The sequence below is a fragment of the Streptomyces sp. NBC_01723 genome (assembly GCF_036246005.1).
Lineage (GTDB): Bacteria > Actinomycetota > Actinomycetes > Streptomycetales > Streptomycetaceae > Streptomyces.
The window spans coordinates 8,030,481-8,045,550 of sequence record NZ_CP109171.1; the positions used below are offsets into that span (position 1 = coordinate 8,030,481).

15 protein-coding genes are annotated in these 15,070 nt (G+C 74.6%); 7 read left to right on the forward strand and 8 right to left on the reverse strand.

Features of this window, described 5'->3' with window-relative positions:
* Window positions 1–29 precede the first annotated feature (29 nt).
* From OIE75_RS37290 to OIE75_RS37300, 3 genes are read left to right on the forward strand one after another with little or no spacing between them, the layout of a single operon-like run.
* Window positions 30–773, forward strand: a complete 744-nt coding sequence (locus OIE75_RS37290) for a PIG-L deacetylase family protein (RefSeq protein ID WP_329473563.1) — start codon at window positions 30–32, stop codon at window positions 771–773.
* Window positions 774–777: 4 nt separating this feature from the next.
* Window positions 778–1,698, forward strand: coding sequence for an RNA polymerase sigma factor SigJ (gene sigJ, locus OIE75_RS37295; protein WP_307016723.1), 921 nt, complete (start codon window positions 778–780; stop codon window positions 1,696–1,698).
* Window positions 1,699–1,755: 57 nt separating this feature from the next.
* A complete protein-coding gene (locus tag OIE75_RS37300) occupies window positions 1,756–2,586 on the forward strand; it encodes a pentapeptide repeat-containing protein (RefSeq protein WP_307016724.1) in 831 nt (276 codons plus the stop codon).
* Here the strand turns inward: OIE75_RS37300 and OIE75_RS37305 are convergent.
* Window positions 2,548–4,110, reverse strand: coding sequence for a cytochrome P450 (locus OIE75_RS37305; protein WP_329473564.1), 1,563 nt, complete (start codon window positions 4,108–4,110; stop codon window positions 2,548–2,550). The genes OIE75_RS37300 and OIE75_RS37305 overlap by 39 nt on opposite strands.
* A 120-nt stretch (window positions 4,111–4,230) precedes the next feature.
* Between OIE75_RS37305 and OIE75_RS37310 the strand changes: the two genes are divergently transcribed.
* A complete protein-coding gene (locus tag OIE75_RS37310) occupies window positions 4,231–4,839 on the forward strand; it encodes a TetR/AcrR family transcriptional regulator (RefSeq protein WP_329473565.1) in 609 nt (202 codons plus the stop codon).
* A 161-nt stretch (window positions 4,840–5,000) separates the two neighbouring features.
* Complete coding sequence (locus OIE75_RS37315) at window positions 5,001–5,726, forward strand: DUF2470 domain-containing protein (protein WP_307016728.1); 726 nt, start codon at window positions 5,001–5,003, stop codon at window positions 5,724–5,726.
* Here OIE75_RS37315 and OIE75_RS37320 read toward each other — a convergent pair.
* From OIE75_RS37320 to OIE75_RS37335, 4 genes are all read right to left on the reverse strand, one after another.
* Window positions 5,694–6,899, reverse strand: a complete 1,206-nt coding sequence (locus OIE75_RS37320; protein ID WP_329473566.1) for a lactonase family protein — start codon at window positions 6,897–6,899, stop codon at window positions 5,694–5,696. The genes OIE75_RS37315 and OIE75_RS37320 overlap by 33 nt on opposite strands.
* Before the next feature lie 52 nt (window positions 6,900–6,951).
* A complete protein-coding gene (locus tag OIE75_RS37325) occupies window positions 6,952–7,998 on the reverse strand; it encodes a hypothetical protein (protein ID WP_329473567.1) in 1,047 nt (348 codons plus the stop codon).
* A 32-nt stretch (window positions 7,999–8,030) separates the two neighbouring features.
* Complete coding sequence (locus OIE75_RS37330) at window positions 8,031–9,287, reverse strand: FUSC family protein (protein WP_307016732.1); 1,257 nt, start codon at window positions 9,285–9,287, stop codon at window positions 8,031–8,033.
* Window positions 9,288–9,411: 124 nt separating this feature from the next.
* Window positions 9,412–9,906 (reverse strand): FBP domain-containing protein, encoded by a 495-nt coding sequence (locus OIE75_RS37335; protein WP_122615235.1) that lies wholly within the window; start codon window positions 9,904–9,906, stop codon window positions 9,412–9,414.
* A 213-nt stretch (window positions 9,907–10,119) separates the two neighbouring features.
* On the opposite strand from OIE75_RS37335, the gene OIE75_RS37340 reads away from it, so the two are divergent.
* Together OIE75_RS37340 and OIE75_RS37345 are read left to right on the forward strand one after the other, a co-directional pair.
* Complete coding sequence (locus OIE75_RS37340) at window positions 10,120–11,409, forward strand: ROK family transcriptional regulator (protein WP_307016733.1); 1,290 nt, start codon at window positions 10,120–10,122, stop codon at window positions 11,407–11,409.
* A 70-nt stretch (window positions 11,410–11,479) separates the two neighbouring features.
* Entirely contained in the window at window positions 11,480–11,806 is a 327-nt protein-coding gene (locus OIE75_RS37345; RefSeq protein WP_307016734.1) for a hypothetical protein, read from the forward strand.
* 80 nt (window positions 11,807–11,886) lie between these two features.
* Here the strand turns inward: OIE75_RS37345 and OIE75_RS37350 are convergent, their stop codons facing one another.
* From OIE75_RS37350 to OIE75_RS37360, 3 genes are all read right to left on the reverse strand, one after another.
* Window positions 11,887–12,918 carry an SDR family oxidoreductase gene (locus OIE75_RS37350; RefSeq protein ID WP_307016735.1) on the reverse strand — a complete coding sequence of 344 codons (1,032 nt, stop codon included), beginning with the start codon at window positions 12,916–12,918 and terminating at the stop codon, window positions 11,887–11,889.
* Between the two features lie 328 nt (window positions 12,919–13,246).
* Window positions 13,247–13,903 carry an HAD family hydrolase gene (locus tag OIE75_RS37355; protein WP_329473568.1) on the reverse strand — a complete coding sequence of 219 codons (657 nt, stop codon included), beginning with the start codon at window positions 13,901–13,903 and terminating at the stop codon, window positions 13,247–13,249.
* Between the two features lie 53 nt (window positions 13,904–13,956).
* Window positions 13,957–14,988, reverse strand: a complete 1,032-nt coding sequence (locus OIE75_RS37360; protein WP_307016738.1) for a PHP domain-containing protein — start codon at window positions 14,986–14,988, stop codon at window positions 13,957–13,959.
* Window positions 14,989–15,070: the final 82 nt, after the last annotated feature.

Consider the following 15,070-nt stretch of genomic DNA (forward strand, 5'->3'; position numbering starts at 1 on the left):
ATGCCGGCGGCGCGGGTTAGTGTGCGGGCATGACGGAGCCGACGATCACGCAACTGGAGCCCATGCCCGGCGACTGGAGCCGCGCTCTCGCCGTCGTCGCCCACCCGGACGACCTGGAGTACGGCTGCTCGGCGGCGATCGCCGGCTGGACCGACGAGGGCCGGGAGGTCACCTACCTGCTCGCCACCCGGGGCGAGGCGGGCATCGACACCATGGCGCCCGCCGAGTGCGCCCCGCTGCGCGAACGGGAGCAGCGGGCGAGCGCCGCGGTCGTCGGCGTGCGCGAGGTGGAGTTCCTCGACCACCGGGACGGTGTCATCGAGTACGGCGTTCCGCTGCGCCGCGACATCGCCGCCGCGATCCGCCGGTACCGGCCCGAGCTGGTCATCACCCTCAACCACCGGGACACCTGGGGCGGCGTCGCCTGGAACACCCCGGACCACGTCGCCGTGGGCCGCGCCACGCTGGACGCGGCGTCCGACGCGGGCAACCGGTGGATCTTCCCCGAGCTGACCGAGCGGGGCCTCGAACCCTGGGACGGCGTGCGCTGGGTCGCGGTCGCCGGTTCCGCCTCGCCCACGCACGCCGTGGACGCCACGCCGGGCCTGGAGCGCGCGGTGCGCTCGCTGCTCGAACACCGGACGTACATCGAGGTGCTGACCGAGGAGGACCCGGAGACGTACGTGCGCGGCTTCCTCACCGGCTTCGCCCAGTCCGCGGGGGAGCGGTTCGGCGGAAAGCCGGCGGTGACCTTCGAAGTCTTCGGGCGGTAGCGGCATGGCGGGGGAGTGGGGTGAGCCGGGGCAGGGGCGGCTCGCCGAGCGGTTCGAGGAGCACCGGGGGCAGCTGAAGGCGGTCGCCTACCGCATGCTCGGTTCGGCGGCCGAGGCGGAGGACGCCGTGCAGGAGGCGTGGCTGCGCCTCGACCGCACCGGCGCCGACGGCATCGACAACCTGGGCGCCTGGCTGACCACGGTGACCGGGCGGGTCTGCCTGGACCTGCTGCGCTCCCGGACCGCGCGCCGCGAGGAGCCGATGGCCGAGGGCTTCGACACCTTCGTGCCCGACCCGGTGGTGCGGGCGCTGCCGCAGGCCGATCCGGAGCAGGAGGCCCTGCACACCGACTCGGTGGGCATCGCCCTGCTGGTGGTACTGGAGGCCCTGGAACCGGCCGAGCGGCTGGCGTTCGTGCTGCACGACATGTTCGCCGTGCCCTTCGACGACATCGCGCGGATCGTCGAGCGCAGCCCGGCCGCCACCCGGCAGCTGGCCAGCCGGGCCCGGCGCCGGGTGCGGGACGCCACCCCCGCCGCCGACCCGGACCTGGGCCGGCAGCGCCGGGCGGTGGAGGCGTTCCTCGCCGCGAGCCGCGCCGGGGACTTCGAGGCGCTGGTGTCCGTGCTCCACCCGGACGTGGTGCTGCGCGCAGACGCCGGTGCGCTGGGCCGGGGCCCGGCCGCGTCCAAGGTCGTCGCCGGCGCCCGGACGGTCGCCACCGGCGCCTTCCACTTCCGCCACCTCGCGGGGGCGGCACGCCTCGCCCTGGTCAACGGCGCGGTGGGCACCGTCGCCGTCACCGAGGGACGTCCGCGGTCGGTCACGTACGTCACCGTCGCCGACGGGCTCATCACCGGCCTGTACATCCTCTCCGACCCCGAGCGGCTGGCCCGCCTCGACCTCTCCGCGCTGGAGGCCTGACCGGGGCCGGGAGCCGTCGGCACGGGGGGCGTGCCGACGGCCCGTATCCTCGGTGACATGCGAGAACACACGGTGGACCGGGCCGCGCTGCGCGCCGACTGCGGGCAGTGCTTCGGTCTGTGCTGCGTGGCCCTTCCGTTCGCCCGCTCGGCGGACTTCGCCATCGACAAGGACGCGGGGAAGCCCTGCCCGAACCTCGGCACCGACCACCGCTGCGGCATCCACGCCGAGCTGCGGGACCGCGGCTTCACCGGCTGCACGGTCTACGACTGCTTCGGCGCCGGGCAGCAGGTCTCGCAGGTCACCTTCGGCGGACAGGACTGGCGCACCGGCCCGCCGGAGCGCGCCCGCCTCGTCTTCGACGTCTTCCCGGTCGTCCGCCAGCTGCACGAACTGCTCTGGTACCTGACCGAGGCGCTCACCCTGCCCGCCGCCCGCCCGGTCCACCCCGACCTGCGCCGCGCCCTGGCGGAGACCGAGCGGCTCACCGACGGGACCCCCGAGGAACTGGCGGCCCTCGATGTGGCCGCGCACCGGCAGCGGGTCAACGCGCTCCTGCTGCGCGCCAGCGAACTGATGCGGTCCGGCACCCGCGGCCGGAAGAAGAACCGCCGCAACGCCGACCTGATGGGCGCCCGCCTCAGGGGCGCCGACCTCGCCGGGGCCGATCTGCGCGGCGCCTACCTCATCGCCGCCGACCTCACCGGTGCGGACCTGCGGGGCGCCGACCTGATCGGCGCGGACCTGCGTGACGCCGACCTGACGGACGCGGACCTGACGGGAGCCTTCTTCCTGACCCAGCCGCAGCTCACCGCGGCCCGGGGCGGAGCCGGTACCAGGCTGCCGGACTCAGTCACCCGCCCGGTGCACTGGACAGCGGGCCGCTGACGCGGCGTCCCCGGCGTCGTCGGTGGCCTCGGTGCGGGCGCCGCCCTCCGGCGCCGGGCCGGGACCGCCGGACGCGGTGCGCCGCTCCAGCCGCAGCCGCAGCCCCTCCGGCATCAGCGTCAGCCGCTCGGTCACCCGCAGCCGGTAACCGGGCTCGGGCCGCAGCTCGTAGCGGCGCAGCAGCAGACCCAGGACCAGCGTCGCCTCGTGCAGCGCGAACTGCCGCCCGATGCAGGCCCGCGCCCCCGTCCCGAACGGCTTGAAGGTGTGCGGGGCGCGCGACCGTACGGCCTTCGCGTCGAAGCGGTCCGGGTCGAAGCGCTCGGCGTCCGGGCCCCACACGTCGGGGTCGCGGTGCAGCATCCCGGTGAGCACCAGTGCCCAGGCCCCGCGCCGCATCGGGTACGCGCCGCCCAGCACCGTGTCCTCGCGGGCCTCCCGTGCGAAGGCGGGGGCGGTCGGCCACAGCCGCAGCGACTCGTCCAGCACCCGGCGCGTGTAGCGCAGCCTGGCCACCTGCTCGTAGCCGGGTGCCTCGGTGTCGCCCCAGACGCGGTCCACCTCGTCCCGGACCCGGGCGGCGACGTCGGGGTGCTGGGCGAGGTAGTGCAGGGCGAAGGAGAGCGCGCCCGAGGTGGTCTCGTGCCCGGCGACCAGGAAGGTGATGACCTGCCGGCGGACGTTCTCCGGTGACAGCCGCTCACCGGTGACGGGATGGGTCGTCTCCAGCATCCGGTCGAGCAGGTCGCCCTCGCCGCCCGCCGCGGCCCGGCGTTCGCGGACGAGGTCGTCCACGGTGCGGTTGAGGTGGGCGATGTCGGCGGCGTTGCGGCGGCCGGCGTCGCGCAGCAGCCAGGGGGCGAGCGGCGCGGGCACCGTGTTGAGCCGCTGCGCGTAGGTGAGCGTGCCCACCATCGCGGAGACGAAGGGGTGCGGGCGGGAGCGCTCGAAGGACCCGAAGTCGTGCCCGAACCCGGTGCGCGCGATGGTCTCCAGCGTCAGCTTGGTCATGTCGCCCGGCACGTCCACCGCCCGTCCCGCGGCCCGGGCCCGGTCCCAGTGGTCGGTGAGCCGCGAGGCCACGTCCAGCATCATCACGTGGTATCCGGCCATGGCCTCGCGGCTGAAGCCGGGCGCCAGCACGTCGTGCGCGAGCTGCCAGTTGGGCTCGTGGTTGTACGCCGTGAACAGGCCGTCCCCGGCCACCGGCCGCAGGTTGGCCACGCCGAGCCCCACGTGCTTGGCGAAGCGCGACTCGTCCGCCAGGTCGGCGGCGAGCCCGGCGCCCCAGACGAACACGAACTCCTTGCCGAAGGCCCGCCGCCGGAAGATCGGCCCCAGCTGCCGCGCGTACCGCAGCGAGTCCTGCATCGGTGTGCGCCGGCTCGCCCCGATCACGTCCCCCAGCAGGGGGACGCGGTACGGCGGCCGGGGTATGCGGCGCAGTTCGGGCCAGCCCAGCTCGGCGCTGCGGAAGCCCTTGGGCAGGCCGTCCCGGGCCGTCTCGTTCGTCGTCCGGGCCATGCGCGATCTCCCTTGACGCGGCGGCGTGTTGCCCACCTGGGGCAAGCGTGTTGTACATGGATTCAATAGCGGCTCCCAGTCTCGTCCCGTTGTTGAACCGGCGTCAAGTAAGGTGCGGACATGGCCGCGAAACAGGGCGAGCGCACACGCCGCCGGCTCAGCACCGGCGAGCGCCGGGAGCAGTTGCTGTCGGTGGGGGCGCGGCTGTTCTCGGAGAGCCCGTACGACGAGGTCTGGATCGAGCAGGTCGCCGAGATCGCCGGGGTCTCCCGCGGGTTGCTGTACCACTACTTCCCGGCCAAGCGGGACTTCTTCGCGGCGGTCGTCGAGCGCGAGAGCGAGCGCATGCTGCGGATGACGGCGGCCGTGCCGGGGGTACCGGTCCGCGAGCAGCTCACCGCGGGGCTCGACGCGTACCTGGAGTACGTCCGCGCCCACGCGCACGGCTACCGCGCCTTCCATCGCGCCGACGCGACCGGCGACCAGGCGGTGCGCCGGGTCTACCGGCAGGCGCTCGCCGCGCAGGAGCGGCAGATCCTCGCGGCCCTGGCCGCCGACCCGGAGTTCGGCCCGGCCTTCGAGGAGCGCGGCGACGTGCGGCTCGCGGTGCGCGGCTGGCTGGCGTTCACCACCGCGGTCTGCCTGGAATGGCTGCGGGATCCGGAGCCCGACCGGGAGCAGGTGCGCGACCTGTGTGCGCGGGCGCTGCTCGGCGCCATCGCCCCCTGAGCGCCCGCGTTGCACTCCGGAACGCGCCCCCGGGCCGCTGACGTGCGCCGTCCGGCACGCTGAAAAGGTCTCGCAAAGATCACGCGTCCTGGTTGGCGCACGCCTCGAACTCCGATAGGTTAGGTGAGCCTTACCTAATGAAATGATGACGGAGGTTGAGGATGGGTGACAGCCACGCCTGGACGGCCGCGCCTGCCGCGGCGGAGCAGGCCCGCTCCGTACTCGCCGCCGCCTGGTCCTGCGCGGTGACCGCGGAAGGCGGCCGCGAGGAGTTCGTCGGCGCGCACACGGTCGGCGACGACGGCCAGGTGTTCCTGCACGTGCCCGAGGACAGCGCCCTGCTCGGGGCGGCGATCTGCGCGCCGCGCGGAGAGCCGTCCGCCGTGCTGGAGTTCGCCGACGTGGCGCCCGTCCCGGTGCGGGGCCGGATCAGGGCCCGGCTCTGGCTCGCCGGGTGGTTCGCCGTGGCGGACGGGCACTTGGCGTTCCGGCCCACGCGTGTGGTGCTGCGGCGGCCGTCCGGTTCGGTGGTGGTCGACCTCGACGAGTTCGCCGCCGCCGAGCCCGACCCGCTGGCGTCGGCCGAGGCCCGGCTGCTGACCCACCTCGCGGACTGCCACGGCGACGCGGTGGAGCGCCTGACCCGGCTGGTCGAGGCCGACAGCCTGCACGGCGCGGTCCGGGTGCGGCCGCTCGCCGTCGACCGGCACGGGCTGACCCTGCGCATCGAGCGCGCCCGCGCCCACGGCGACGTACGCCTGCCCTTCCACGCGCCGGCCGACGACATCGGGCAGCTCACGGAGCGGGTGCACGTGCTGCTGTCGCAGGCGAGCGCCGCCTCCTGCCCCCGGGCCCTACAGCGGCAGCGCACAGACGGCGACGGGTGAGGCGAACGGCTCCCCGGCGGAGCGCAGTTCACCGCCCTCGGACACGCGGAAGACGCTGACGGTGCCGGATCTCTGGTTCGCCGCGAAGAGCAGGCCGCCGTCCGGGGAGAAGGCGATCTGCCGCGGGAAGTCGCCGCCCACCGGCACCGTGCCGAGCAGCCGCAGCCGGGCGCCGTCCGCCTCCACCGCGTAGCGCGCGAGGCTGTTGTGCCCCCGGTTGGCGAGGAAGGCGTGCGAGCCGTCCGCCGTCACCAGGATCTGCGCCGGGTGATTGGTGCCGGACCCCGTGCCCGTGGACTGCGCCTCGCCGACGGTCAGGCGGCCCGTCCCGGGGTCGTAGGAGCAGACCGCGACCGTGTCGTCGACCTCGTTGGCGAGGTAGGCGTGGCGGCCGCCGGGGTGGAAGGTGAGGTGGCGGGGTCCGGCACCCGGCCGGGTCCGGGCCCGCGCGACCTCGGTGAGCCTGCCCGACGCCTCGTCCAGCCGGTAGGTGTACACGGTGTCCGTGCCGAGGTCCACCGCGAGGACGTGGCCGCCGTCGGGAGCGGTGACGATCTGGTGCGCGTGCGGCCCCTGTTGTCCGGGGCCGGGCGGGGGAGTGGAGTGGGCCACCAGGTCGGTGCGCTCCCCGAGCGCGCCCGAGGCGTCGATCGGGTGCACGGCGACACTGCCCGAACCGTAGTTGGCGCTGAGCAGCCAGCGCCCGCCCGGATGCACGGACAGGTGACAGGGCGCGGCGCCTCCGGTGCTCCGGCTGCCCAGGACCGTCCGGTCGGACAGCCGGACGGCGGTCACCGCTCCCTCCTCGCGCTCGCTCACCGCGTACAGGGTGCGCCCGTCGGGATGCGCCGCGAGGTACGAGGGATCGCCGACGCCGGTGAGGACGCCACGGCCGGTCGTCCGCCCGGTGCCGGGGTCGTAGTCGGCGAGGCCGACGCCCTTGCCGCCGTCTTCGGCCGAGGTGTACGTGCCGATGTACAGCGGGCGCGGGCCGGTGGAGTCGCCCTGTCTGCCCGAGGCGCCCGCGCCCGGCGCCGTGGGTGTCGGGGAGGGCGCCGGAGACGACGGGTCCGGCGCACCGCCGCACCCCGCCGCCGCGGGCAGCGCCGCCGCCCCGGCCGTCCGGGCGAGCAGCCCGACGAACCGCCGCCTGCTCCAGCCGTCACCGCTCACGCGCCTGCTCCTCGCATCGCTCCCGTTGGCTCTCCCACCGGCCCGCCGCCTCCTACCAGTCCCCGTCCTCCACCGGCTTGCCCTGCGCGTCCTTCAACGGCCGGACCTGCTGCTGCCCGGGTGCCTGCCACGGCTCGTGGTCGTCCCCGAGCCACTCGCCGACCGGCTTGACGTCCCGCAGCGGCTCGGTGGGCGCGAGGTCCTGGGAGTCCTGGTCGTAGTAGTCGTACCAGGGCAGGCCCGCCCGTGTGTACGCGGCCCGGTCCACCGGGGACGGCGGCGGCTCCTCGCCCGTGACCCGACGCCACTCCGGCGGCGTCACCAGGTGCACGAAGACCCGGCCCGCCGGGCTGTCGGCCCAGTGTTCCAGCGGCCGTTCGTCCCGGTACACCTCCTGGCGCATGGACCCGCCGACGCCCAGCCCCATCGCGGGCGCGGACCGGGACCGGGCCGCGCCCCCGTAGGCGGCGGCCGCGCCGGGGGCGGCCGGAGCCGGCATCGCCGCCCCGAAGGCACCACCGGGAGGGGCCGCCCGGCGCGCGAACTCGGCGCGCCGCCGCTCCGCCTCCCGCCACCGCTCCCGTTCCCGGTCGTTGAGACGGAAGTCCTGCAACTGGACCCCGCCCCAGACCTCCTCGCCGGTGACCTGGCCCTCGACGGTCGCCCCCATGCCGAGCGGCACCGCCACGAACTGCCGCACCGTGCCCGTCCCGGAGTTGATGCCGTCCAGCCAGGGCTGGCGGGGCAGGACCACGTAGTTCTGCGGATCGCGGGACAGCCGGGCGCTCCAGGGCCTGCCCGAGACCGCGCACACCTTGCCCACCCCGACCTGGAGCGCGGTGGGCTCCCGCGTGCCCGCGAAACTCAGCCACATGGCCTCCCGCAGGTACACCGGCAGCATCACGCCGCCGCGGGCCCGCCAGGACTCGGGGACCGTGTCTGCGTAGTCGGCGACGCGGCGGACCGGGAACTCGCCGAGCCCGGGCGGCAGCGGGTGGGTGCCCTGCTCGGGCAGCCGCAGGGTGCGGATGAACCGCACCGCGGCCCCGCCCGGCAGCAGCAGCCGGTTCCCGTCGATCCGCACGCTGGTGTCGGTCATCCGTACGCCCCCTCGTCGTCGTCCGCTCTTCCTCAAGGGGAACGCCGCGCGGCGCCGCTGCGGTTCCGCTTCCGCAGCACCGCCCGTCCCCGGTCCCGCAGCCGGGTCAGCCGAGGCATGCGTTCACGCAGCTCGCGCGTGTGCCGGTCCAGCTCCTCCAGGAGCCGCCGCGAGCGGTGCTCGGTGTCCATCTCGTCGATGATCCGGTTGACCTCGGCCAGCACCGCGCCCCGCAGCTGCCACTGTCGGGAGTCGCGCCTGACCTCCTCCAGGAGCAGTTCGGCCAGCCGGTCCCGGGTGGCCGCCGCCTGGCGCAGCTCGCTGGAGAGGCGCTCCTCCGCGGACTCGGCGTTCTCGCTGGCGCTGGTGGTGACCAGCACCGCGAAGCTCACCACGGCGTCGGCGATCTCGGACAGCAACTGCTGGATGGTGGCGCCCGTCTCCGGTGGGAACAGGGGCTCGGGCTCACGTTCCTTCGCGAGGTCGGTGAAGCTGCGCGCGAGCACCCGCATGACCACCGTGCAGATCTCCAGGGTGTCCAGACCGGTGCGCAGCACCACCCGGTGCAGCAGTCCCTCCCGCACCCGGGGGTTGAGCCGCAGACTGTCCTCGGCCTGCCGCAGGTCCTCGTCCACCTCCCCGATGTCGTGGTCCAGCCGGCGCGCCTCGTGCAGCCGGGCCGCCGCCTCGTGGAACGGCGTGCTGTCGGCGGCCTCCTCGCCCATACGCAGCATCAGCTGGCGCACCCGCCGGGCCAGTTCCTCGATGGACTCGCCCGCCTGCTCCACCCAGACCGGAGGGGCGAGGACCAGGTTGAAGGACAGTCCGACGATCGCCCCGATCAGGGTCTCCACCACCCGGGCCCACGCGAGGCTGCCGTGCGAGGTCACACCGAGCACCAGCATCGCGCTGATCGCCACCTCGGCCACGAACTCGTGCGCCCGCACCAGATGCCCGACGCCCAGCGCCGCCACGATCAGCAGGGCCAGGCTCCACCAGCTCAGCCCGACCAACTGGCTGAAGGCGATGGCGACCAGCACTCCGGCCACCACGGCGTTCACCCTGCGGAAGCTCATCTTGAGCGTGGCGTACAGCGTGACCTGGACGACCAGAAGCGCGGTCAGGGGCGCGGTGAGCGGTGCCGCCGACTTGTCCGGGCTCAGCCGCACCGCGATGACATAGGCGATCGAGGCGGCGGCGGCCGAGCGCAGGGCCTGCACGACCATGGGGTCCCTGAGCCACTTCACCCGCCGCAGAGCCGACTTCGCGGCCTCCCGTACATCACGCATCCTCGGGCTGTTCCCTTCCCCGGGCGCCTCGAACGTGTTCCGGACAGGACGGTAACCGGACAAAGGGGATGGGAGTGGTTCCTACGCGCCGTACGGCGGCCTGCGTCGGCGTTGGCCGCGCTCGTCAGGCGGTCACCTTGGCGAGGAAGGCGGACAGATTGCCCAGGGTCCGCTCGATCTGTTCCTCCAGGGTGAGGCTCTCCTCGAAACGGGCGCCACTCTGCGACACCTTCCTGCCCCGCAGGTACAGCGAGCAGGCCAGGTCGGTGCACATGTACAGGCCGACCGAGTTGCCCTCGCGTCCGGCCGCCCCGGCCCTGCGCGCCGTCATCAGCGACACGCCGCCCCGGGGGTGGGTGGTCAGGCACAGCGCGCACAGGCTGCGCTGGAAGTAACCGGCCCGGGCCTGCTGGAACCGCAGCGACAGGCCGGTCAGCCGTCCGTCCAGGTCCGCGACCAGATAACTGCGGTCGGGTGCCCCGGGATCCCGCCAGCCGAGGAAGTCGAGATCGTCCCAGGGGCGTTCGCCGAGATCGCGCGGGAGGGGCAGGCGCTTCGCCTCTCCCTTGGAGCAGTTGATGAAAGAGGTGCGGATGTCCTGCTCGACGAGTGCTCTCATGGGGGAGCCTCCCCTTCGGGTGCCGGAGTGGAAGACCTGGATGGCCAAACCTAGATGCCCTAGGTTTTCGCCTAGCGTAGATAGTCGCCAGCGGAAGGGCCACCGCATTTCGGCGAGCGGGATTTCATAGCATGAATTAAGGGCAGAGGGAAGTCGCGTGCTGCCGCGCGTCAGAGGTATGTTGCACACCGGGCACGGTACGGAAGGAGCCACATGGCGGGGCGGAACGGGCGCACGGTGCGCGACCTGAGAAGGGCCAACCGTACGGCCGTACTCCAGCGGCTCTACTTCGACGGACCGCTCAGCCGCTTCGAACTGGGCCCGGCGACCGGACTCAGCTCCGGCTCCGTCAGCAACGTCGTCGCCGACCTCGTCGCCGACGGCCTGGTGGAGGAGGCCGGCAGCGTCGACTCCGACGGCGGCAGGCCCCGCACCCTGCTGCGGGTGGCCCCCGCCAGCGGCCACATGATCGGCGTGGACGTCGGCGAGACCCGGGTGCGCGTCGAACTGTTCGACCTGACGCTCACCGAACTCGCCCGCGCCGAACGCCCGCTGACCCAGCAGGGCTACGACGTCGAGGTCATCGTCGGCCACATCCGCGACGGCATCGCCGAGGTGCTGGCCGCGGCCGGTCTCCCGCCGGAGCGGCTGCTCGGCGCCGGGATCGGTGTCCCCGGCATCGTCGAGCACACCGAGGACCTCGGCGCCGTGGTGCACGGCCAGACCATCGGCTGGGACGCGGTCCCGCTGGAGGCCCTGCTGCGCGCCGGGTCCCCGCTGCCCGACACCGTTCCCCATTTCATCGACAACGGCGCCAAGACCCTCGGCCAGGCCGAGATGTGGTTCGGCGCCGGACGCGGTGCCCGCAACGCCGTCGTCGTCCTCTTCGGGTCCGGCGTCGGCGCCAGCCTCGTCACGCCCGAGGCCGAGCAGGGCCGGGCGGTCGAATGGGGGCACCTGACGGTCCGGGTCAGGGGACGCCGCTGCCGCTGCGGCGCGCTCGGCTGCCTGGAGGCGTACGCGGGCGCCGAGTCGCTGCTGGCCCGCTGGCGGGAGGAGGGCGGTTCGGTGCCCGGGGGCGCCGACGAGGAGACCGCCCTGACCGCCATGCTCGCCGCCGCCTATCCGCCGGAGGGCGAGGCGCCCGACCCGGTCGCGCTCGCCGTCCTGGAGGAGACCGCCGAGTACCTGGGCGCCGGCCTGTCCGACCTGATCAACCTCTTCCAGCCCGAGCGCATCCTCATCGGCGGCTGGGCGGGCCTCCAGCTCGGCACCCGCTTCCTGCCCGCCGTCCGCCGCCACGCCGTGTCGTACGCGCTGCGCCACCCGGCCCGGAAGGTGACGGTCGACCTGGGGCGGCTCGGCCCGGACGCCGTCACCGTGGGCGCCGCGATCCTGCCCCTGGCCGACTTCTTCGCGCGCGGCGGCCGACGCCCCGAGCCGGCCCCCGAATACCCGGTCCCCGCCTGGCGTACGGCGCTGGAGGAGCGGACGCCGCACTGAGGTTACGCGAGGTGGCGCGGGGTACCCGGTGCGGCCGGACGTGGAGGAGCACCACCGGAAGGAGCGCGCAGTGACCGACCACCGCCAGGAGGGTCCGGGCGAGGACGGCGCCCCCGTTCCCCGGGACCTGCCGGACCAGCAAGCCGGGACCGGCGACGACCCGTGGGAGGCCGCGGCGCCCACCCGCGAGCAGCGCGAGCACCTGCAGGGCGACCCGGCGGACGCGGCGGGCCGCGACGAGGACACCGGGACCGGCGGCGAGGAGAGTGGCGAGGACGCTGCCGAACCCGCCGACGACGTCCCCGACACGGACGAGGCCGGAACCGGTCGCCAGGGCGCGCCGCACTCGGCCGCGGTCCACCCGGAGCACCCGGTGCCCGACGAGTCCTCCGGCTGACGGCGCACGAAGACGGATCAGGGGGCGGGCCAGGTGCCCGCCCCCTGAAGCGTGCCGCGCCCCCACGGGGCGGGCGCCGCTCAGCCGACCTTGCGTCCCCGCATCGGTGCCGTGTCCGCGCCCGCGCCCTCGCGCAGGCCGTCCAGGAACTCCTCCAGCACCTCCGTGGCCGAACGCGTCGCGCGCCAGCCCAGCTCCACCCGAGCCCGCGTGCAGTCCATCAGCGGCAGCCGCAGCACCGCGTCGAACAGGTGCGGCGACGCCGGCAGCAGCCGCAGCCCCCACGCGGCGGCGATCGCCGAACGGGCCGCGGTCCGGGGCAGCCGGACCGGACGCGCACCGAACATCTCGCCCAGCACCTCCGCGTCCACGACCGGCTCCGCGGCGAGGTTGTAGGGACCCCGCGCGTCCTCGGAGCGCACCGCCAGCCGATAGGCGTGGGCCGCGTCGTCGGTGTGCAGCGCCTGCACCCGCAGACCGGGGACGTCCGGCAGGAAGGGCAGCGCCCCGGGGCGGGCCGCCGGGCCCGGCAGGAACCTGCCGCCGAAGATCCGGCGCTGCTCACTGGCCGACTCCCGCTTGAACAGGAACGCGGGACGCATCCGCACCACCCTGATCCCCGGGTGGTCCCGCTCGAAGATGTCCAGGGTGCGTTCCAGGTAGGCCTTCTCCCGGCAGTATGCCGCGTCCGGCCAGCCGTGCGTCGGCCACGACTCGTCCACCGCGCGGTCCTTCGGCCCCGGTGAGTACGCTCCCACCGACGAGGCGTGCACCAGCGCCGGCACCCCGGCGGCGGCCACCGCCTCGAAGACCCGGATGGAGCCGAGGACGTTCGTGCGCCAGGTCGTCGCCGGGTCGTGCGTCGGCTGGAAGGCCCAGGCGAGGTGCACCACCGCGTCGGCGCCCGCGAAGTGCGCGCTCAGGTCGGCCCGGTCCGAGGCCAGGTCGACCGCGGCCCACTCCGTCCGCTCCGGCGACCACCCGGGGATCCGCCGGGCCAGCCCCAGGACGGACCCCACCTCCGGATCCTCCGACAGAAGCCTCACCACGCTGGTGCCCACGTTGCCGGTGGCACCCGTGACCACGATCCTGCTTCCCGCTCCACCGCTCACCCTGCGCTCCTCCCGGCCGTTCGCCGCACGAGGTGACCGGGTACCCAGCGCGCCGGAAAGGCACGCGGGACTCGGGCGCGGACAGAAGGAAGCCCCGACCGCGACGGGGGAATCACGGCCGGGGCGGCTCTGAGGCGGGTACGGATGGCGGTCGCCTCTCGGCGAAGGGCTCCACAGGGCTTCAGCCGAACGATCGTCCCTGTGGGCAATAGGTGAGGCCCGGGGACACTGTCCCATCCGTACCCACGCCCTCTGCAACGGGACAGCGGCGTCCGGTGTTCCTCCGTCCGGCCCTTCCCCCGGGTGAGGTGTGTCACGGCACGGCGCCTCAGGCGAGCGGGCTCCGGTCCAGGGAGGCCAGCAGTTCGGCCGGATCGGCGTAGACGGCGTCGGCGCCCGCCTCCTCCAGGTCGGCGCGGGGCAGACCGCCGCAGAGCACCGCTACGCAGCGCACCCCGGCGCGGCTGCCGGCGCGCATGTCCCACACCGTGTCGCCCACGAAAACGGCCCGTTCCGCGGGCACCCCGGCCAGCTCCAGGGCGTGCTCGACCGGCTCCGGCGACGGTTTGCCCGCCTCCACGTCGTCCGCGCTCGCGGTGGCCGCGATCGCGTCGTCCGCGTCGATCGCCCGCCGCAGCGCACCCAGCTCCGCGCCGCCGGCGGAGGTGGCGAGCACCACCGTCCAGCCGTCGCCGGCCAGGCGGCGCAGCAGTTTCCCGGCGTCCGGCAGCGCGGGCAGGCGGTCGAAGTACTGCCCGTAGAGCGCCTTGTGCGCGGCGCTCAGCTCCGCGTCCCGGTCCCTGTCCCGGTCCTCGCCCAGCAGCCGCCCCACGAGGTCCGAGGAGGGCAGCCCGACGGCCCGGTGCAGGGCGTGCATCGACACCTCGTGCCCGGCCTGCCGGAACGCCTCCCACCAGGAGACGACGTGCAGATGATTGGTGTCGACGAGGGTCCCGTCGACGTCGAACACCGCTGCGCGGTCCATGCGCCCTCGCTTTCCGGCCGGCGGCGGTCACCGGCCTCCCGCCGGGTACCACGTCACCCGCCGGCCACGCCGGACGGCGTACGGCCCTCCCGCGTCCAGGCCAGCAGGTCGTCCAGGGACCAGGTGGTGACGACCCGTTCGGGCGGCACCCCGCACTCCTCCGCCCGCGCGCACCCGTTGATCTGCCAGTCCAGCTGGCCGGGCGCGTGCGCGTCGGTGTCGACCGAGAACAGCACGCCCGCCGCCACCGCGCGGCGCAGCAGCCGCCGCGGGGGGTCGAGGCGCTCGGGCCGGCTGTTGATCTCCACGGCGGTGCCGGACTCCGCGCAGGCGGCGAACACCTCGTCCGCGTCGAACTCCGACTCGGGCCGGCCCCGCCCGCTCAGCAGCCGCCCGGTGCAGTGCCCGAGGACGTCCGCGTGCGGGTCGCGCACGGCCTTCACCATGCGGCGGGTCATGCTGCGGGCGTCCATCCGCAGCTTGGAGTGCACGGACACCACCACCACGTCGAGCCGCTCCAGCAGCTCCGGCTCCTGGTCCAGCGAACCGTCCTCGAGGATGTCGCACTCGATGCCGGTCAGCAGCCGGAACGGCGCCCAGGTCTCGTTCAGCCCGGCCACCACGTCCAGTTGCTCGCGCAGCCGCTCGGGGGAGAGCCCGCGCGCCACCGTCAGCCGTGGCGAGTGGTCGGTCAGCGCCGCCCACGCGTGGCCGAGCGCGGCGGCGGTGCGGCCCATCTCCTCGATCGGGCTGCCGCCGTCGGACCAGTCGGAGTGCAGATGGCAGTCGCCGCGCAGCAGCTCCCGCAGCGCCTCGCCGCCCTCCGCGCGCGGGGCCTCCGGCTCGCTCTCCAGCTTCTCCAGGTAGCCGGGCGTCCGCCCGGCCAGCGCCTCGCGTGCCACCTGCGCCGTCTTGGGGCCGATGCCCTTCATCGACTCCAGCGACCCGGCCCGCTCGCGCAGCTCGTCGGCGCTCAGCCCGCCGAGCACCCGGGCGGCGGTGCGGAAGGCGCGGACCCGGTAGGTGGGCGCCTGGGAGCGCTCCAGGAGGAACGCGATCCGCTCCAGTGCCTCGACGGGCTCCATCCGCACCTCCTCCCGCGACCTCCTCCGCACGTCCAGGGTTCCCCAGCGTCCCGGGACCCGCACCCCGGCCCGGTCCGATCCT